Raw genomic sequence first — 20,340 nt, 5'->3', positions numbered from 1 at the left:
ATGTGCAAATGATTGGAAAATGCTTTGTTGTTATTTATAGCGATGTAAAGTATTTTAAAATTTGCACATCAGTATATCTGCACATTTATTATTTAAAATCTGCACATCTGGAATCTGCACATTTATAATCTGAAATCTGCACATTTGCATATTGTGCATCTGCAATCAACAAACATGACCCCACAACAAGCCCTGCAAAAATATTTTGGTTATAGTGCCTTCAGGCACGATCAGGAAGCTATTATTCAAAATATACTAAGGGGGCAGGACGTTATGGCGCTGATGCCTACTGGTGGAGGTAAATCATTGTGTTATCAACTGCCTGCTGTATTACTTGATGGGCTTACCATAGTCATATCTCCGCTTATCGCCTTGATGAAAGACCAGGTAGATAGCCTGAATGTTAACGGCATCCCGGCGGCTTTCCTTAATTCGTCACTAAACCCTGAAGAAACAAGGGTTTTAGTGAACAGACTGAGGAACAATGAGATCAAACTGCTTTACCTTGCCCCCGAACGCCTGTTCAGTGCCGAGAGCAAGGATAACAAAGAGAATAAGCTCATCCCCTTTCTGAAAACGCTGAAAATAGCCCAGATAGCCATTGATGAAGCACATTGTATCTCGTCATGGGGGCATGATTTCAGGCCTGAGTATTTAATGCTTGCCGGGCTTAAGGAAGAATTTCCGGCGGTACCGGTTATAGCGCTTACGGCTACGGCCGATAAACTCACGCAAAAAGATATTCTGGAGAAATTAAATCTTCATTCGCCGGCAATATTTGTATCCTCATTTAACAGGGCAAATATCACTTACCGGGTAACCCCTAAAAAGAATAGCTTTAAACAGCTCATTGCCTTTTTGAATGAGCATAAAGATGAGTCGGGCATTATTTATTGCCTCTCCCGTAAATCAACCGAAGCTTTGGCCGAGGATTTAAAGGATGAGGGCTTTGCTGCCGAAGCTTATCATGCTGGTTTAAGCAACGAGGTTAAAGCCCGCAATCAGGAAGCCTTTTTACGCGATGACCTGAAGATCATTGTGGCAACCATCGCTTTCGGCATGGGTATCAATAAATCAAACGTGCGCTATGTGGTGCATGTTGATCTGCCTAAAAACATTGAAGGCTATTACCAGGAAACCGGCAGGGCAGGGCGCGATGGCTTACCATCCGAAGCATTGCTGCTTTACTCGCCCGGCGACGCTATGAAATTACAGGGCTTTGCCAAAGTTGAGGGTAACGAACAACAAAGCCGTATCATGCTCAACAAGCTCAATGATATGGTGAAGTATTGCCAGCTATTGTCCTGCCGCAGGCAATACCTGATGAAATATTTCGATGAGCAATTTCCGGCTAAATGCGGTTCATGCGATGTTTGCCTTACCGAATACAAACGCTTTGACGGCACGCTGATCGCTCAAAAAGCACTTTCGGCCGTTGCCCGGTTAAATGAACGCTTCGGGGCAAACTATGTGATCGATTTTTTACGGGGATCAAAAAGCGACAAGATCCGCGAAGAACATAAACAGCTTAAAACCTATGGTATTGGCGCAGATATTAGCAAGGCCGACTGGCAACATCATATCCGCGAACTGGTAACCATGGGATACCTGCAAACCGCCGGGGACGAGTACCCGGTTTTAAAGCTTACGGCGCAAAGTGCAGATGTTTTAAAAGGTGGCCAAAAGGTTGAGTTTATTGAAATAGAGAAGGTAGAGGAAGTTCATCATGAAGAAAGCCTGCCGCATGAGGTTCCGTTATTCAACCGGCTAAGGGAGGTTAGGCGTGGCATTGCCGAGAGTGAAAATGTACCGGCTTATGTTATTGTATCCGACGCCACACTACAGGAAATGGCTACCTACCTGCCACAAAGTTTGGATGAACTACGATTAATATCAGGTTTTGGCGATGTTAAACTGGCACGCTATGGCCGGGAGCTGCTACAGCCGGTTAAGGAGTATTGCGCAGAGAAAGGCCTCGGTTCAAAAATTAAACAGAAATCGCCCAAGCGCGAGCGGAAGGCTAAATCTCTAAAGCCGGCATTATCGCCTCGCGGTAAGGATACAAAGGCCGAAACATTTGAGCTATACCGCTCCGGGAAAACGGTTGCCGAAATAGCGGCTGAACGTGGGTTTACTACAGCTACCATAGAAACACACCTCAGCTATTATGTGCAAAATGGAGATCTGGATATCACGGAAATAGTTCCGCAGAAAAAGATCGCTGTTATTGCCGATGCCGTTGAAAGTTATGGAGCCGAAAGGCTATCACCCCTGAAAGAAATTTTAGGCGATGATTACAGCTATGGTGAAATCAAAGCTGTAATTGGCTGGATGAACAAAGGGGAATAATTTTTGCTAAGTTTGATGAGAAAACTTGCGCTCGTTTGCAACGAGCGCTTAAAATAGATTTGCGTTTAAAACGCAAGCCTCGCGATACAATCGCCGAACCACGTTAAGCACTCGTTGCAAACGAGCGCAAGATAATAATGACATATTTTGAATTGTATTTGTTCAACACACATGACTACTACAACCCAACTCTACGATATATACCTCAAACACCCCGTAATTAGCACCGATACCAGGAAAATAGCACCCGGCAGCCTGTTCTTCGCGCTCAAGGGCGATAAGTTTGATGCAAATACATTCGCTCAAAAAGCAGTTGAGGCCGGTGCGGCTTATGCCGTAATTGATAACCCCGAATATCAGCTGAGCGAGCAATATCTATTGGTTGAGGATGTTTTAACTACTTTACAGGATCTGGCCCGCCACCATCGCCGCCAGCTTGGCATCCCGGTTATTGGGCTTACCGGCACCAATGGCAAAACCACCACCAAGGAGCTGATCAATGCCGTGCTTTCACAGCATTTCAAAACCCTGGCAACCCAGGGTAACTTAAATAACCATATTGGCGTGCCGCTTACTATACTAACCATTGATGCCGGTCATGAAGTGGCCGTGATTGAAATGGGTGCCAATCATCAAAAAGAGATAGAACTACTGTGCAGTATTGCTCAACCATCACATGGCTTAATTACCAATGTTGGTAAAGCACACCTGGAAGGTTTTGGCGGAGTTGAAGGCGTGAAGAAGGGTAAAGGAGAGTTGTATGATTTCTTCGCCCCCCAGCCCCCTAAAGGGGGAGCAGGTAATGCAGGCGGCGTTGTTTTTATAAATAGCGACGATACTGTTTTAATGGAGATGGCTGCTGCCCGTCATTTACCTCATGTAGAATATTATGGTACTGATGCTATTGATAACCTAATCAACGGTGAACTGTTAGAGAACTCTCCGTTACTTACTTTGGAGTGGACCAACAATAAAACAGGCGACAGCTATAAAGTTAAAACCCAGCTAACCGGCACTTATAATTTGCCTAATATTTTAGTGGCGATATGTATTGGTACTTACCTCGGCTTATCGGCCAATGAAATTAATGCCGGTATAGAAGGCTATCAACCTAAAAACAACCGCTCGCAAATTGTGCAAACGGCTACCAATACCCTCATTTGCGATTACTACAATGCCAATCCGAGCAGCATGTTTGTTGCCATTGAAAACGTGGGCAAAATTGATGCAAAAAGAAAAGTGCTTATTTTGGGGGATATGTTTGAAATGGGCCCGGAAGCGGCAGTTGAACACGCGGCAGTAATTAAAAAGGCAATGGATACAGCTGTTAATGAACGGATTTTTATCGGCAAGGATTTTTTGGCTGCGTCCCAGTCCGTAGACCATGGACCATGGACCATGGACAAGTTTTATGAAACCGCCGAAGATGCTATTGCAGCTTTGAAAGCACAGCCTATTACCAATTCAACTATCCTGATCAAAGGATCAAGAGGGATGGCTTTGGAGCGGCTGGTGGAACTATTTTAGGAATTAGGTATCAAAAAATCCACTTGCAGATTTGAAACTCTGGCGGACTCTGATGGGTAAGTGACAAAACAGTTGAAGACTTACGAAGTTTTGAAAACTTCGTAAGTCTGGACTCTACAATTTGTCAGGAGGGAGAAACATTTAAGCTACTCCCTCCTCAAACTATCAACCGGATTAGCCAGTGCGGCTTTAATCGATTGAAAACTGATGGTAATAAAGGCTATCAATATGGCAATAACTGCAGATAACAGGAAAGTTGTCCAGCTAATACCCACTCTGTAGGCGAAAGCGTCAAGCCAGTGGCTCATAGCCAGCCATGCTATCGGAAAAGCTACTACAATAGCTATCAACACAAGCTTGATAAAATCTTTAGCCAACAGGGTAACCACGCTGCCTACTGTTGCGCCTAAAACTTTGCGCACGCCTATTTCGCGGGTGCGCACCTGGGCGGTAAAGGCCGCCAAACCAAGCAGGCCAAGGCAGGAGATAAAAATTGCAATCCCTGCAAAATAGTTAAACAAAGTTCCTTCACGCTGTTCGCCCTGGTAAAGGTTATTGAATTCTTCGTCCAGGAAGTTATAAGAAAAAGGAAACTCGCCGTTGTATTGTTTAAACTGGCTACCCACTGCGGCTATAGCTGCGGCAGCATTATTGGTGCTGGTTTTTATATACATGGTTTGATAAACAGCAGGGCGATAAAAGAAAATAGCAGGCGCAATTTTCTCGCGCAGGCTGGCAAAATGAAAGTCTTTAATTACGCCGATGATGGTTCCGTTTGTTTTTTGGAAACGGAAATGCTTGCCGATAGGGTTTTTCATCCCGATTTCCTTTACGGCTGCTTCGTTAAGTATAAAATGAGTGGAATCTGCTACAGCACCGGTAAAGCTGCCGCCTTGCTGCATTTTGAGTTTAAAAAACCGGATAAAGTCTTTATCTATCCCCATAGGGTGAAGGATAAATGTTTGGCCTGGCGCCTTGCCATCCCATGAATTATCCCCCGATATCATGCCGCTACTAATGATACTGCTCGTTGCATGGGTTACGGCCTCTATACCGGGTTCCTTCAAAAGCTCGGTCTTTACGGCATCATAATGCCTTGAGGCATCGCGCAGCCAAACACCAAAAACGCGGCTTTTATCGTACCCTAAATTTTTCGACTGGATGTACTTGAGTTGCCGGGTAATAACCAAAGTACTCACAATAAGCACTACCGAAAAGGTAAACTGCACTACCACCAGTATTTTACGGAAAAGCACATCGCCAATACCGTTTGATATTTTGCCTTTAAGTGCCTTCAACGGTTCGAAAGATGAAAGCAACAATGCCGGGTAAATACTGGATAATAGCAGGGTAGCGGTTATTGTTCCTGCGATAACCAGCCAGATGTGGAAGTCGGAAAGATTAAACACCAGCTGCTTGCCTGCAATTGTATTAAATACCGGCATCACATTATAAATTACCAGCACCGCCAAAACCGACGAAAGCATGAACAACAAGGCCGTTTCGATGACAAACTGCATAAACAATTGTGTTTTTGCTGCGCCGATGATCTTTCGCATGCTGATCTCCTTGGCCCGCAGCATGGCCCGCGCTGTTGAAAGATTAACATAGTTAATACAGGCAATAACCAGTATTACTAAAGCTATAATAATAAAGATGCGCACAGTGCTGATACCGCGGTCGGTGCCGTCGGCATTGTAAAGATGCATTTTACTGATGGGCAGCACGAGATAGTCAGCATCGGTATCCTCGGGCTTCCGTTTCAGGTGAATGCTATTCAAATCGGCCGATAGCTGTTTTAATGATGTGCCGGGCCTTAGCTGCAAATAGGTTTCATAGGCATAATTACTGAAATCATGGTTCACATCAACTTTAAAAACCTTAACATGATAGCTCATGGGCATGATCATGTCATAATGAATACTTGAGTTAAGTGGAAAATCATTAATAACACCCGATACCGTAAAGTTCTCTTTATTATCGGCAACAATAACTTTTCCGATAGCATCCGTATTCCCGAAATATTTCTTTGCTGTACTTTTTGTGATCACAACCGAATTATCGCTTACAAAAGGCTTTGCCTTATTACCCTCAATCAGCGGAAAATCAAATACGGTAAACAGCGATGGATCGGCAAAACCAACCGCCTGCTCACTGAAAACTTTATCCTGGTATTTATACAATGAAAAAAGCCAGTTATCGGTAAGGCGCACCTGGTTTTGCACAGCGGGCAGCTCCTGTTTAGCCAAAGGGCCCATCGGCGCAACGGTAACCTGCCAGATCTGTTTTGATGCGCCGGTACCACCAAAAAGTTCTACCCGGTAAATATTGGACGCGTTTTTATGAAAACTGTCAAAGCTAAACTCGTCCTGCACCCAAAGCAAGATGAGGATTCCGATGGCAAGGCCCACAGTTAACCCAGCAATATTGATCACCGAATAAAATTTATTACGAATGAGATTACGCCAGGCCGTTTTGATATAGTTCTTCAGCATAAAAATCCATTTTATCTGTTTGTACGGCAGATAAAACAATGCCAATATATTAAACGCCTATTTATCAACAACTTAAACAAACAACACAATCTACTACCGTTCGGATACGGACAGGCAGGTGTTCACTTATGTAACGGCTTAATTAAGAGCAGGGATGCTATCAGCCTTCAAAAACAGGGGTTATCATATTGTGGTTCACGAGGATCCGCATCAGCATATCTACCGAAAAATCGCGGGTTATATCGATACTTATAAAGTCTGTTTCACCATTTTTTACCTCGCAGGCATCGCGGTCAAAATACAGCACCAACCCGCGCATGCTGCCCGAAATAATAACAATACGCTCGTTATTAATAAGCTTAAAGCTATTGCGCGTGCGCTTAAAAAAGCTGCAAAGATTTTTAATATGCCTATAGGTAAGTAATGAAATGATCATGCTGTCAGCTTTTAATAATGGTGGCCAGTCGCTGTCTTATAATGATTTCTTTAACACCGGCAGGCAGCAAACTGTTTAATAAAACAAGCATCCGGTTTATCATACCGGGGATGATCTCTTTTTTTCCTTTCAGCAAACCATCCACCGCTATACGTGCTACGTGCCCGGGCTCCATAATGGTTGCCTTTGATATACCTTTAAGCTTATTATTCATCACCAGCAGTTCGGGCTTGGTATTAATACCTCCGGGACTAAGCAGGCTGATCTTTACGTTTGAACCATGCAGTTCCAGCTGCAAGCATTTGGTAAAATACCTGATGAATGATTTGGTTGCACCATAAACCTGCTTTTTAGGCACCACAAACAAACCGCCCAAACTGCCTACATTTAATATATATGAAGTAGCCGAGGTATCGGTCTGGGCCAGAAACAAGCGTGTAAGCAGTACAGGTGTAATCACGTTTAGTTCAATTTGCTTTTTATAGAAACCGATGTTGAGATCTTCAAACCACGACCAGTTGCCCAGGCCTGCGTTATTGATAAGCAGATGCGCCGTGATTTGCTCATCACTAAGGTAATTAAAAATTGCCGGGTAACTTTCGGCAAGTGTTAAATCAATTTCCAGATAATTTACTTTAACCTCAAAGTTTTTGCGGATAAAGGATGCCAGCTCGGGCAAACCCGATGAAGGCAGCGATACCAATACCAGGTTTATTTGCCGCGATGCCAGTTCAATGGCAAACGATTTGCCCAATCCTTCGCTGGCGCCGGTTATGATGGCGGTTTGGTTTATCATGATTCAGGCTTGTATCAGGTAATTAATTGTTTTGTGCATTCCTTCGGTAAAAGGGGTTATCCGGTAACCCAGTTGCGCTATGGCTTTATTACTGCTGTATTTCTGATCGTACTTTAAGCGCTCGGCAAATTCAGGCAAAAAGAAAGGACGCAAGCCCGTAAGTTGTGTTTTCAACTTTTCAATATGACTATAAAATTCAATCGCTTTTAAAGGCAGGTGAACGAGGCGATGCTGTTTACCTGACACCTCATGTATCACATTGAAAAAAGTATTAAAGCTGATATCTTCTCCACCTAAAATATAGCGCTCGCCACTCCGGCCCTTTTCCATGGCAGCTATATGTCCGTTAACAACATCATTTAAAAAAGCATAGTTAGCTACCTGCTCGCCGCTACCTGGAATAAAACGCCATTTGCCCCGCAAATAGGCCGAAACCATTTTGCCCACTGTATTACTCTCGGTAACAGGCCCTTCGCCATATACGCGCGATGGGTTTACGGTAACTATCTGCATTCCCTGCTTTGCAAAGTTTTGCACCTCAAGTTCGGCCAGGTATTTGGTACGCTCATATGCGATGGGAAAGCCCGCTATGCGTGGATCGCTCTCGCTCATGGGATGCTTCACCGTTGGGCCCCATACCCCGCAGGTTGATGTGTAGACAATTTTTTGCACACCAGCGTTAGCGGCAACTTCAAGCACATTACGGGTGCCTACAACATTGGTTTCATGGTAATCATCAGGATTGCGGCACCACATTTTGGCCATAGCTGCTGTGTGATAAACCTGATGGCAATCCTGTATTGCTCTGCCCAGGCTTTGCCGATACAGGATATTCCCTGTAACCGGTTCAATATTTTTATGCTTTATTAGATAGGGATGATCGATATTGCGGCATAAGGCTTTAACATCGTAGCCCTGCATAGCCAAATCCAGGCTTAGCTGCCTGCCAATAAAACCTGTTGCGCCGGTTACTAAAACTTTCATACAGGTATTACAACCGGATACAGGTTTACCCCTATGTAAGGGAAAGAATTTTTAAATCATTTTTTAACCTATAGTTTTAATGCGGTAAATATTTAAATTTGACTCATAGCAATAACAAAGCCTTTACCAAACATGAGTTCACCACAAGACCCCTATAATACTTTTGCCGGTTTTTCGCCCGAGGAGTTGGGCTTTTTACAACATGCAACACCCGATTTAACCGAAAATCAAAAGAAATATTTCTACATGGTTTACAGCAACAAGCGCAAAAACTCACAGGATATATTATTATTTACCCTGCTTGGTTTTGTTGGCTTTGCAGGGATTCAGCGTTTTGTATTGGGCCAGATAGGTATGGGCATCCTTTACTTTTTTACAGGAGGACTTTGCGTTATAGGTACTATTGTAGATTTGATCAACAATAAGTCGATAACTTTGGAGTATAATAAGAACATGGCTTATGAAAGCTACCAGATGGCTAAAATGAGCAGCTAACTAACGCCATTATTTATTGTTATACTTGATTAATGAAATTATCAGCCCTAACTGCATACCTCGAAAGCCTTGCGCCACTCAACTACCAGGAAGATTATGATAATTCTGGCTTGATAGTTGGTAACCCCGACCAGGAAGTGAGCCAGGCGCTTGTTTCGCTTGACTGTACCGAAGCTGTGGTTGACGAAGCTATCGCTACCGGTTGCCAGGTGATCATATCTCACCACCCTATAGTTTTCAAGGGATTGAAAAAATTCAACGGCAAAACTTATGTAGAGCGTGTGGTTGAAAAAGCTATCCGTAAAGGGATCGCGATATATGCCATTCATACCAACCTGGATAGTATCATGACAGGCGTTAACGCCCGTATTTGCGAAACTTTGGGTTTAAAGAACACCCGCATACTACTGCCCAAACATAACCTGATTAAAAAATTGGTTACCTATGTTCCGTTGAGCCATGCCGATGCCGTACGCGACGCATTGTTTAATGCAGGTGCCGGCAACATTGGCAATTATAGCGAAGTGAGTTTTAATACCGAAGGTACCGGCACCTTTAAGGGCAATGAAGCTGCTAATCCTTACGTTGGCGAAGTCGGTAAACGCCACAAGGAAAACGAGGTGCGTATTGAAACCGTTTATCCGGCCAACCTGGAAAGCAAAATTCTGATGGCACTGATCCTGGCCCATCCCTATGAGGAAGTTGCCTATGATCTTTATAATTTAACCAACCAGCATCAGCAGGTTGGCTCGGGTATGATAGGTGAGCTGGAAATACCAATCAACGAGGAAAGTTTCCTGTTTCATGTAAAGGATAAGATGCGCACGCATGTGATACGGCATACTAAATTATTGGGTAAACACGTTAAAAAAGTGGCGGTTTGCGGTGGTTCGGGAGGCTTTTTGCTGAAGCATGCCATAGCTGCCGGAGCTGATGTTTTTATCACTGCCGATTACAAGTATCACGAGTTTTTTGATGCCGAAGGAAAGATAGTTATTGCAGATATCGGACACTTTGAAAGTGAACAATTTACGCAGCAATTATTGTATGAAATAATTAGAAAAAAATTCCCTATCTTTGCCGTCCGTTTAACAGAAGTAAATACAAACCCCGTCAAATATTTTATTTAATGGAACAAACCGTAGAACAAAAGCTTAAAGCTTTATACGAGCTACAAACTATCCACACCAAGATTGACAGGATCCGCCAGGTAAGGGGCGAATTGCCAATGGAAGTTGCCGACCTTGAGGACGACGTTGCAGGCCTTGAAACCCGCATCCAAAAGATCAAAGGTGAACTTGACGATGTGGAAGATGACATAGTTACCCGTAAAAACCTGATCAAAGAAGCTCAGGCAAACATCAAAAAATACGAAGGCCAGCTAAACGAGGTTAAAAACAACCGCGAATATGACGCAATCTCAAAAGAAATTGAGATTCAGGGCTTAGATATACAGGTGAGCGAAAAGAAGATCCGTGAGTACGGCTTCGAGATCACCAACAAAACCCAGGTTTACGAAAAAGCCCTTGCCGATTTGGAAGCCCGTCAGAGCGATCTTGACGCCAAGAAAGAAGAATTAGGCACCATTACTGCCGAAACTGAAAAAGAAGAAACTGAGTTGAATGCCCAGGCTGCAAAAGCTATGGACAACATCGAAGAGCGTTTATTAACTGCTTACACCCGTTTACGTCAAAATGCTAAAAACGGCCTTGCAGTTGTAACCATCCAACGTGATTCATGCTCTGGTTGCTTTAACCAAATCCCGCCTCAGCGCCAGTCAGACATCCGTCAGCGTAAAAAGATCATCGTTTGCGAACATTGCGGACGGATCCTTGTTGACGAGCAAATGGCCTTGGAAGCTGAAGAAGCATAAGCAACCATTTATAAAGTTAAATATATCAAAGGCACCCAATGGGTGCCTTTTTTGTTTCAATCATTTATATATTGGCTTTGTCAAAATCAATCAATGCCAAACCTAACGCAAGCGGCTTCAAAAATCAACTTTATCATTGGTCTTCTTTGTCTATTAGTACCGGTATCCTTTAAAGCATTCGGTCAAAATAATAATGGCAAAATCAACTGGACGGCTTATAAGCTAAATTGTTTGCCTGATTGTGAAACAGAAAGTACTATTCTGCTTTCACAAAACACAAAAGGAGAAATTTATAATCCGCTCAACTTGCTTATTCTAAAAGCCAGTGAATGGATATTATCTGACCCAAAGCCAGACCTAAGCTCCGAAACTGCCTTAAAAAAACTATTTACCGCCCAGGTCGATCGGTCTAATGACAGTATTTCTACACCAACGGAACAGATTGAAACTGCCATTTTATTTTCAAACTCAAGGATACTAAGTTATAAGGTTAGGTTAGACTACCATGGAAGAGATTTGCTTTCACCTTATATCGAATATCTGAACATCGACCTTAAAAAAAACAGGCTCATTGAAGCTAACTATATATTTGATGCCGGTAAACGAACAAAATTCAATGCCTTCCTGAATGCTTACGAAAATAAACATAAACGGGAAATACTTAAAAACTATAAAGCAATACTATCTGAACGAATTGCCGATCAGCTCTCCGACGATCAGAAAATATTAACTAAACCTAACTATACCCTTAATAAGGTACACCTTCAAAAGCCGGATACTGTTAAAATCATTAATTTACAATCAAAGGGTATTGTATTTGAGGTTAAGCTTGCGGATAAGAATTTTACAAGATCCAAAAAGGGTAATGAATACGCTTCATTCGTATTTATTCCCTACTATTGTTAAAACCATATTTTAATTCCCAATCACCCCTTTTTAAAACTATGATTAACTTATGCAAGTAAAGTAATGACCATTCATAAAAAGATGAAGTTCAAGAAGAACCGGATTACTTATTTCATTCTCATTATAATTGCCATAGTCCTGGGGCTATTATCAAGGCATTTTGCCGCTATTCCTTTATTTATCGGCGATATTTTATGGGCTACCATGGTTTACTTTATCATGCGGTTTCTTTTTATCAACAAGTCTGTTAAATTCAATGTGATAGTAGCTTTGATATTTTGCTTTGCGATAGAGTTTAGCCAGCTTTATAAAGCGCCCTGGATAAATGACCTGCGACACACCTTGTTTGGCAGGTTAGTGTTGGGTGAAGGTTTTTTGTGGAGTGATTTGTTGTGTTATGCGATTGGGGTAGGGATGGGGACTGGGATTGATGTCTATTTCTTAAGTAAATTACATAAAGTAGAAATCAACTAAAATCTCTTTTCCATTCATTTCTAAGTTTGGCTTGAATAGCCATTGCGCTCTCGTTTAAGGAAATCACGCCGTTGTATTTTTTTGCATCGAAACCAGTAACCGGAGATTCTTTATAAACTTTTTTCTCAATAGCCCTTATCTCTTTTCTTGGCGCTCCATTTTTTAATATTAATACCATTGCTATACACTTTTATCAAGTTTACAAAAAATCCATTTCGTTAAAGAATCTCAAAACAAACTCGTCTGCTTCCCCTTCTTCGGTACAAACAAACTATAGTCATATTCCGGCATCTGCCTGTCGGCCATAAAGCGTTTACAGGCCATTTTAAACATTTGATGGATGGATTCGGCTATTTTGCCATCACCGCTCATCCGGCGGCCGTAATCGCTGTCATTTAAGTTGCCGTCATGCGTTGAACGGATCATATTCAATACTTTTTCGGCCCGGTCGGGGAAGGCTTTGTAAATCCAGTCGCTAAAAATTTCGGCAATGCTCCCATTGAGGCGCACCATGGTGAAACCTGCCGCCAAAGCGCCACGGTCAGCCGCGGCACGGATGATGTTGGGTACTTCGTTACTGTTTAAACCGGGAATAATAGGAGCAGCCATTACGCGCACAGGAATCCCTCTTTCAGATAGCTTCTGCACCACCGCCAGCCTGCCTGTCGCTGTTACTGTACGGGGTTCCAGTTTTTGACGCAATTGCTCATTAAGAGAGGTGATGGATACATTGACATGCACAAGGTTCAGCTTGGCCATATCAGCAAGCAGATCGATATCCCGCAGGATCACGTTATTTTTGGTAATGATACTTACCGGGTTTCTATATTTCCAAAAAACTTCCAACAGCTTCTGCGTTATCCCCAGTTTACGTTCAACAGGCTGATAGCAATCGGTGTTACCCGACAGCATAATGCAAACCGGCTTATAATTTTTTTTGTTGAAATATTGCTCAAGCAATTCCGGCGCGTTGGGTTTAATGATGATCTTGCGTTCAAAGTCAAGCCCGGCGCTAAAGCCGTAATACTCATGACTGTTTCGGGCATAACAATATATGCAACCATGCTCACAACCCTGGTAAGGGTTTATGGAGTACATATGGCTCAGATCGGGACTATTGGATTCGCTTACTATTTTTTTGGGTGTTTCTTCAAAAAGCTGTGTGTTGGAATTTTCAAGCAAAGGCTCGTCAATTCCCTCGATATGATCAAGTACATACTTGTTTTTCAGAAACTTATTGTGGGTATTTACCTGCGCCCCTCGTCCCTTAAAAAAATCCGGATTTTCCTCATGTGACATTGAACAAATTTGCTAAATTTATTAGCAAATTACAATTCAATCAATTTATTTTTTATGCTGTATAAAACCAACCCTACGCGGCTTTTGATCTGAAGTTTCTCAAAAAGCTGATCACGGTAACTATCAACGGTACGCACGCTGATATTCATGGTGTCGGCAATTTCTTTATAGGTGAGCTCGGTACCGGTAAGGCGCAGAAACTCAATCTCGCGCGGGTTAAGCTTAATATTCTCTAATTTGCTGTTGAAATTGGTGATCAGGTGGCGGGTTACAAATTCGGGATAATAAAGCTCCCCCTGCGAAACCTTCAAAAGGGCCTCTTCAACTTCGTAAGGTTCAGAATCCTTGAGCAGGTAGCCTTTAACCCCCATTTTCACCATGAGCAGCACCTTTTCGGCGTCTTCAAACATGGATAATATAATAACCCTGACACCGGGATGTTTAGCCCTGAGCACTTGCGCTGCTTCAACGCCATCCATAACCGGCATGCTGATATCCAGCAGTATAATATCAGGAATCATGCCCTTATTAATGGAATCAATTAGTTCCTGCCCGTTTGCGGCCTCAAATAGTATATTGTATCTTTTAAAATTGGTGACAAGAGCGGCCATACCACTCCTGAAGAGCTTATGATCATCAACTAAGGCTATTTGAATGGGTTCCTTTAGCATAAATTTGTTGTACCAGGGGATTGAACGACAATTTTATCTGGCAACCCTTACCAGGCGAGCTGGCAATAATTACATCTGCGCCTACTAAAGCTGCCCTGTTTTCAATATTCCGTAATCCCGAACCGCCCTTATTATCAACCTTTTCGGCATTGAAACCAGCACCATCATCTTCGATGAGCAAATTAAACATTTGTGCAGTATAATACAAACCGATTTTAAGGTTAGCCGCTTTAGCGTATTTTAAGGTATTATTTACGGCCTCCTGGAAGATCCGGAATATCACCAGCTCACGCTGTTCGCCCAAACTGTACACATCTCCCTCAACCTCAAAAGCAACATTAATAATACCGCTCCGGGTTAAACGATCGGTTTCTGTTTCAAGCGTTTTTATGAGCCCCTGCGAACTGATATGCTCAAAACTCATGCTTTTTGAAAGGTTTCTTAAATCATTAATGGTTTGCGAAACCAATTCGCGGTTTTCATTTACGCGCGCCTTTTTTTCCTCATCGAGACTATTGTTCAGTAAGCCCAGATTTAATTTTACAAATGACAAAACCTGCGTAATGTTATCATGAATTTCGCGGCTGATATCATTAAGTGTTTGCTCCTGGATCTCTATCTGGGTTTTTAGCATTTCCTGCTTAAATGAGGCTTTAAGGTTTTCGCGCTCAAGCAGGTTTTTGTTCTGCTTTTTTTGATATATCAGCATAAAGCTAATTATAAATACGCCCAGCAACAGCATAAGTGCCGAGCCTGCTATTATAACGAGGATAACCTGTTCTTCCTGAAAGAGCATATAAAGGCTATTGAAAATAAAAAATTCAATGCAAAAGTTGTTAGGTTAAGCAGTGTGGCCGTTATCAAATAAAAATGATAATTGTTCCGATACACCATATAACTAAAACATGAGTAAAAAAACGTAGTGGATAAGTAATAAAAAAATATACCTGTTAATGCCAGGAAAGGGGGGTGGGTTATCAGCTCGATGTATTCGTCACTATCATTGTTCAGGAGACGATAGTAATAATTACAGATCATCCATATCAAGAACAGATTTTGTATAACAGTAGCTGCGGTTGCCCTTTTCCATATCCCGCCTTGTACAAATAATATATCCAGTATTGATAGCAAAATAACTAAGCCGGCACCTATATAAACCTTCTTTCGTTTTTCAATGCGCTCGTCAAACCCCTGAATAAACCATGTAAAAAAGGCAAACAACAGTATGTCTTCAATATTATTGCACCACGCGTTTGAATGATAAATGTTTAGCCAGCCAAAAATGTTCACAAAATCATAAACAAGCAAAAAGCTCAATAAGGGCAATAATCTTTTAAAGTTCTTATCAAGCCCTTTATATGTAAAAAGGCAGCATACAAAAGCCACCACATCCATTACATAGTAAAAATTCTCCAGCATGAATGCTAAAATAACATATATACTTTAGCATTCATGAAACTGGTTGATTTATTCTATCCCTGGCACATAGGCGGACATTCTCTTCCGCTGCTTAAAGCGGCCAGCCCGTTTACCGACAGGTTTGCAACCTGGTCACTTTGTATTGCATCAATATGTTCATCTTTACCCGCGCCGGCGACAGTGCCAACTATAGCAACCGACGTTTGGTGCGGTGCATTGCTATGATCGGCATCATGAACTCCGAAATGCAACCTTACACCAGTGGCTTCAGGCGGTAAATTATTAACAAAATCCTTCAGCTTATCAATCGAAATCCATGTCGATTCCGTATCGTTAACCTCATGATGTTTGTCAATAACTGCTTTACGGGTTTCCTTATACCGGGCTACCATTTCCCTGGCTGTTTTTAAGTCAATAGGTTCCATATAATTTAGGGTGTCTTTAAATCAGGCCTAATCTAACTAATTATACTAAAACAACCTATCCGTTATTTCACCGTATTATATCCCGTTTAAACACCCAAAAATCAACTATTAACCCACAACACAATCAGTTATATTATATGTTAAAAAACCATGCGTAAGTTTCTGCAGCAACTGTTAACAAAACCCGTGGCCCGCCTTGCCGATAGATTATCTTCGAGGCCGGATAAGAAAAGGGTAAACAGATCATTGAACCGCTTATACAAAAGCTTGCTCACAGCTTCGGGCAAAAAAGGCCTTGTAATACCCTTTGATACAGAAAAAGATAAATTTGTTATCCTCTCCGATCAGCATAAAGGCGCCCGGGACGATACGGACATCTTTGCCCTTGCAGAGAGAAACTACCTTACAGCGCTTGATTACTATCACCAACAACAGTTTTTCTACATTAACCTCGGCGATAGCGAGGAGCTTTGGGAAAACCTGTTCATCACCATAAAAAAGTACAACAAAGCCACATTTGAAAGCGAAAAGCGATTCATTCAACGCAAGGCCTTCATAAAAATTTTCGGCAATCATGACCTGTACTGGGATAATGATCCCTTAGCAGCTGCAGGTTTAAAGCAGATTTATGACGAAGCAATCAAGATTTATGAAGGGGCCGTTTTACAAACTCAAATTAATGGCAAACTTTTAAATATTTTCATGACGCACGGCCACCAGGGCGATTTGCAAAGCGATGGCAATTGGTTCAGTAAATGGTTTGTATCCAATATTTGGGCGCCTTTCCAGGCTTATCTTAAAATCAATCCTAATACCCCGGCAAATAATGATCTGCTCAAAACAGATCACAACCGCATTATGTACGAATGGAGCCAAAGGCAAAAAAACACACTGCTTATAACCGGGCACACCCATCAGCCGGTATTCAGGTCGCTAACCCATCTCGAAAGGCTCTATAACGACATTGCCAAAGCAAGAAAGTCAGGAGACGATAAACTGGCCGATGAACTAAACAAACAAATTGTAAACAGGCAGATAAAAGGTGATATTGTTCCCGATTTCAGCACATGCGATCCAAGCTATTTCAACAGCGGTTGTTGTTGCTATGATGACGGCGATATAACAGGCATTGAAATTGCCGATGGTCAAATCCGTTTAATTAAATGGGAATACAACGCACAAAATCAAAGCGAAAGGATAATACTGGAGGAGTGCAGGTTAGAGGAATTGTTTTAAGACCGAGGTAAAAGGCGAAAGGTAAAAGGCAACAGGCTAACCTCAATCGGAGAAATCAAAAAATCAATCAGTGTAATCCCCAAAAGAAAAAATCAACGAAATCAACGAAATCAAAAAATCAGCGGTCAGCCTTCCAGCATAAAAACAAAAAGCTCTTTAGGGCCGTGTGCACCTAAAACCAGTGTCTTTTCAATATCGGCAGTGCGGCTTGGTCCGGTTACAGTGCTGATCATGGACGGTAGCTGATTACCATATTTAGCTTTAATAAGCTTAAAACCATCTTTCAGGTCCATAACCATTTGGGATGTATAGGCGAGTACAATATGAACCGAAGGGTAAATACTTAACCTTCTGCCCGCCATGTTACCGTTAGAGAGTAAGATACTGCCATTCCGGGCAATCAAAGCCTCGCAAAGGGTAAAACCTACTTCGGCCTGTTCAAAGTCTTTATCGGTTTCGTAGTGGGGGTATTCAAACTGGTTTAATATGTCCTGTAGTTTAGGCTCCCAGCAGTATATTTTGTGCCATTTACGTTCTTCGGCAAGGGTAAGCAGGTTTTCAATAAACTGTAGTTCATCCTCACAAAAAACAAACTGGCCGGCTACATTGGTAAACTGCTCGGCAAATATCACCTCCGGCATTTCATCCGTAGCTGGGTAAAGGGGCAGGTCTTCCAGTTGAGGGTATGGGTTATCCCTTTTCTCCAAAAGCGCTTTCCTGATTTTTTTAAGCAGTTTTTCTTTTGATGTAGTGATATCCCTCATGGCTAAAAAAGAAAAGCCACCAGCTTTGCCGGTGGCTTTGTATTATAATTAAAAAATTAAAGTTTCGGATCTTCGCTGTCTATTCTTGAAAGTTCAGGATTAGTCAGCGTGTCAGGAATAGCGTTGTTATCCACATCGGGGTTTAACGCAGCTTCTCCGTTTACAAACTTATCATAAGTTGTACGTTCATCAAACGGACGTTTACCCAATATCTCTTCCAGGTCGCTCTGGAACAACACTTCTTTTTCCAATAGTTTTTGAGCTATCTTTTCAAGGCCATCGCGCTTAGCGTTCAGCAGGTCTTTGGTTTTTTGATAAACCACATCAACCAGTTTGCGCACTTCAGCGTCAATCATTTCGGCTGTAGTATCTGAGTATGGTTTGTTAAACTGGTATTCGCCTTGCGGATCGTAGAATGATACATTACCAACGCTATCATTCATACCATAAATTTTGGTCATGGCATAAGCAAGTTTGGTAATACGCTCCAGATCGCTCAGTGCACCGGTCGAGATTTTACCGAAAACGATATCTTCAGCAACACGGCCACCCATTGATACGCTCATTTCATCAAGCAATTGCTCGGTAGTGTATAAAAACTGCTCTTTTGGCAGATATTGCGCATACCCTAAGGCTGCAACACCACGGGGAACAATAGATACCTTAACCAAAGGATCGGCATGTTCCAGGAACCAGCCTGCAATAGCGTGACCAGCTTCGTGGTAAGCAACAATGCGTTTCTCTTCAGGAGAGATGATCTTGTTCTTTTTCTCTAAACCACCTATAACACGGTCAATAGCATCCTGAAAATCGGTCATATCAACCGACTCTTTATTTTTACGGGCAGCGATCAGCGCGGCCTCGTTACAAACGTTAGCAATTTCGGCACCGGCAAAACCAGGAGTTTGGGCTGATAATTTTTTGGCATCAACACCATCAGATAATTTAATTGGTTTCAGGTGAACTTTAAAGATCTGCTCACGACCGATCAAATCCGGTTTATCGATAGATACCTGCCTGTCGAAACGTCCCGGACGCAATAAAGCTGAGTCCAGTACATCAGGGCGGTTAGTAGCTGCTAAAATGATGATACCCGAATCGGTACCAAAACCATCCATCTCAACCAATAACTGGTTCAGGGTGTTTTCGCGCTCATCGTTACCACCTACAATATTGTTTTTACCACGGGCACGACCGATAGCATCAATCTCGTCAATAAAGATGATACACGGTGCTTTATCTTTTGCCTGGCGGAACAAGTCACGTACACGTGATGCACCCACACCTACAAACATCTCCACAAAGTCCGAACCCGAAAGTGAGAAGAAAGGCACCTGCGCTTCACCTGCCACAGCTTTAGCAAGCAAGGTTTTACCTGTACCCGGTGAACCTACCAACAGCGCACCTTTAGGGATTTTACCACCCAGGTTGGTATATTTCTTAGGATTTTTAAGGAAATCCACGATTTCCATTACCTCCTGTTTAGCCTCTTCCAAACCGGCAACATCATTAAAGGTAACGGTTACCTGGGCTTCTTTGTCAAACAAGGTAGCTTTTGATTTACCGATGTTAAAGATCTGGCCGCCCGGACCACCGCCCGAACCACCGCTCATCCTGCGCATGATAAAGATCCACACACCGGCAAACAATATCACCATGATAACACCCTGTACCAACCAGTTTGATAGCAGGCTTTCATGGCCCTGCTCAAATTGCAGTGATACTTTTTGGTCATCCGGTACATCTTTCTGGGCATCAGCGATTGACTTTTTCAGGCTCTCGTAAGAAGCATCGGTAAAAGTAAACTGCGGGCCGCTGTTAGGATTTGTATTGAAAAAGCTTTTTTCTTTTGAGATGTTGTTAGCAAAATACGGTTTTGACAAGCTTTGCTGTTTAATATAAACATCGGCCATTACCAGGTCACCGCTTTTGTAAGCCACAATTTTCTGAACATCATTGGTGCGCAGCATGTTGGCTTCAAACTCCTGGAAAGTAACCGGTTTGCCCGATCCGCCGTTCAACAAGGCCGGGATCAATAAAAAGGCCAGGATAACAATACCATATAACCACATGATATTGAACTTGGGCGGTTTTGGTGAGGGCTTCTTGTTCACAATTTTACGGATAGGTCTTGGATTTTCTGATTTAGAATCTTTAATATCTTTCATTTCTTTTAACGAGCTCAAACTTA

20 protein-coding genes are annotated in these 20,340 nt (G+C 42.4%); 8 read left to right on the top strand and 12 right to left on the bottom strand.

Annotation, left to right across the window (positions count from 1 at the left end; genetic code table 11):
- Nucleotides 1-174 precede the first annotated feature (174 nt).
- Complete coding sequence (gene recQ, locus AC59JO_RS27630; protein WP_497309509.1) at nt 175-2,349, top strand: DNA helicase RecQ; 2,175 nt, start codon at nt 175-177, stop codon at nt 2,347-2,349.
- A gap of 171 nt (nt 2,350-2,520) precedes the next feature.
- A complete protein-coding gene (locus tag AC59JO_RS27625) occupies nt 2,521-3,876 on the top strand; it encodes a UDP-N-acetylmuramoyl-tripeptide--D-alanyl-D-alanine ligase (protein ID WP_497309507.1) in 1,356 nt (451 codons plus the stop codon).
- A 146-nt stretch (nt 3,877-4,022) separates the two neighbouring features.
- Here AC59JO_RS27625 and AC59JO_RS27620 read toward each other — a convergent pair whose 3' ends face one another.
- The 4 genes from AC59JO_RS27620 to AC59JO_RS27605 form a co-directional block, all read right to left on the bottom strand.
- On the bottom strand, nt 4,023-6,371 hold the full coding sequence (locus tag AC59JO_RS27620) for an ABC transporter permease (RefSeq protein ID WP_497309505.1): 2,349 nt from the start codon (nt 6,369-6,371) through the stop codon (nt 4,023-4,025).
- 160 nt (nt 6,372-6,531) lie between these two features.
- Nucleotides 6,532-6,807: a hypothetical protein gene (locus tag AC59JO_RS27615; RefSeq protein ID WP_413670329.1), complete on the bottom strand. Its 276-nt coding sequence runs from the start codon at nt 6,805-6,807 to the stop codon at nt 6,532-6,534.
- Between the two features lie 4 nt (nt 6,808-6,811).
- Nucleotides 6,812-7,603, bottom strand: a complete 792-nt coding sequence (locus AC59JO_RS27610; RefSeq protein ID WP_413670330.1) for an SDR family NAD(P)-dependent oxidoreductase — start codon at nt 7,601-7,603, stop codon at nt 6,812-6,814.
- Between the two features lie 3 nt (nt 7,604-7,606).
- Complete coding sequence (locus AC59JO_RS27605) at nt 7,607-8,587, bottom strand: NAD-dependent epimerase/dehydratase family protein (protein WP_497309503.1); 981 nt, start codon at nt 8,585-8,587, stop codon at nt 7,607-7,609.
- Between the two features lie 132 nt (nt 8,588-8,719).
- On the opposite strand from AC59JO_RS27605, the gene AC59JO_RS27600 reads away from it, so the two are divergent.
- From AC59JO_RS27600 to AC59JO_RS27580, 5 genes are all read left to right on the top strand, one after another.
- Nucleotides 8,720-9,082, top strand: coding sequence for a TM2 domain-containing protein (locus AC59JO_RS27600; protein ID WP_091209948.1), 363 nt, complete (start codon nt 8,720-8,722; stop codon nt 9,080-9,082).
- Between the two features lie 32 nt (nt 9,083-9,114).
- Nucleotides 9,115-10,212, top strand: a complete 1,098-nt coding sequence (locus AC59JO_RS27595) for a Nif3-like dinuclear metal center hexameric protein (RefSeq protein WP_413670332.1) — start codon at nt 9,115-9,117, stop codon at nt 10,210-10,212.
- Nucleotides 10,212-10,955, top strand: coding sequence for a zinc ribbon domain-containing protein (locus AC59JO_RS27590; RefSeq protein ID WP_413670333.1), 744 nt, complete (start codon nt 10,212-10,214; stop codon nt 10,953-10,955). The genes AC59JO_RS27595 and AC59JO_RS27590 overlap by 1 nt, the downstream gene beginning before the upstream one ends.
- 51 nt (nt 10,956-11,006) lie before the next feature.
- Nucleotides 11,007-11,861, top strand: a complete 855-nt coding sequence (locus AC59JO_RS27585) for a hypothetical protein (protein WP_413670334.1) — start codon at nt 11,007-11,009, stop codon at nt 11,859-11,861.
- A gap of 63 nt (nt 11,862-11,924) precedes the next feature.
- Nucleotides 11,925-12,335 carry a ribosomal maturation YjgA family protein gene (locus AC59JO_RS27580; protein ID WP_413670335.1) on the top strand — a complete coding sequence of 137 codons (411 nt, stop codon included), beginning with the start codon at nt 11,925-11,927 and terminating at the stop codon, nt 12,333-12,335.
- On the opposite strand, the gene AC59JO_RS27575 is transcribed toward AC59JO_RS27580, so the two are convergent.
- Genes AC59JO_RS27575 through AC59JO_RS27550 form a run of 6 tightly spaced genes read right to left on the bottom strand, consistent with a single transcriptional unit; the run spans nt 12,328 to nt 16,149 of the window.
- Entirely contained in the window at nt 12,328-12,513 is a 186-nt protein-coding gene (locus tag AC59JO_RS27575; protein WP_497309499.1) for a hypothetical protein, read from the bottom strand. The two genes, AC59JO_RS27580 and AC59JO_RS27575, sit on opposite strands and share 8 nt — an antisense overlap.
- 50 nt (nt 12,514-12,563) lie before the next feature.
- Entirely contained in the window at nt 12,564-13,634 is a 1,071-nt protein-coding gene (locus AC59JO_RS27570) for a PA0069 family radical SAM protein (RefSeq protein WP_413670337.1), read from the bottom strand.
- Between the two features lie 29 nt (nt 13,635-13,663).
- On the bottom strand, nt 13,664-14,305 hold the full coding sequence (locus AC59JO_RS27565) for a response regulator transcription factor (protein ID WP_497309497.1): 642 nt from the start codon (nt 14,303-14,305) through the stop codon (nt 13,664-13,666).
- The gene (locus AC59JO_RS27560) at nt 14,271-15,101 is read right to left on the bottom strand and encodes a sensor histidine kinase (protein WP_497309495.1); all 831 of its coding nucleotides are present in this window, start codon (nt 15,099-15,101) and stop codon (nt 14,271-14,273) included. Before AC59JO_RS27560 ends, AC59JO_RS27565 begins: the two co-directional genes overlap by 35 nt.
- Nucleotides 15,065-15,724 (bottom strand): hypothetical protein, encoded by a 660-nt coding sequence (locus tag AC59JO_RS27555; protein ID WP_413670340.1) that lies wholly within the window; start codon nt 15,722-15,724, stop codon nt 15,065-15,067. The genes AC59JO_RS27560 and AC59JO_RS27555 overlap by 37 nt, the downstream gene beginning before the upstream one ends.
- Nucleotides 15,725-15,777: 53 nt before the next feature.
- Entirely contained in the window at nt 15,778-16,149 is a 372-nt protein-coding gene (locus tag AC59JO_RS27550; RefSeq protein WP_413670341.1) for a hypothetical protein, read from the bottom strand.
- A gap of 150 nt (nt 16,150-16,299) precedes the next feature.
- On the opposite strand from AC59JO_RS27550, the gene AC59JO_RS27545 reads away from it, so the two are divergent.
- Nucleotides 16,300-17,385, top strand: a complete 1,086-nt coding sequence (locus AC59JO_RS27545; protein ID WP_497309493.1) for a metallophosphoesterase — start codon at nt 16,300-16,302, stop codon at nt 17,383-17,385.
- 125 nt (nt 17,386-17,510) lie between these two features.
- Here AC59JO_RS27545 and AC59JO_RS27540 read toward each other — a convergent pair whose 3' ends face one another.
- A complete protein-coding gene (locus AC59JO_RS27540) occupies nt 17,511-18,149 on the bottom strand; it encodes a LutC/YkgG family protein (protein ID WP_413670343.1) in 639 nt (212 codons plus the stop codon).
- A gap of 56 nt (nt 18,150-18,205) precedes the next feature.
- Nucleotides 18,206-20,317, bottom strand: a complete 2,112-nt coding sequence (gene ftsH, locus AC59JO_RS27535) for an ATP-dependent zinc metalloprotease FtsH (protein WP_413670344.1) — start codon at nt 20,315-20,317, stop codon at nt 18,206-18,208.
- Nucleotides 20,318-20,340 lie beyond the last annotated feature (23 nt).

The organism is Mucilaginibacter sp. A5337, from assembly GCF_059690695.1.
The sequence above is the reverse complement of the archived record's forward strand: the minus strand, read 5'-3'. Positions and strand labels throughout refer to the sequence as shown.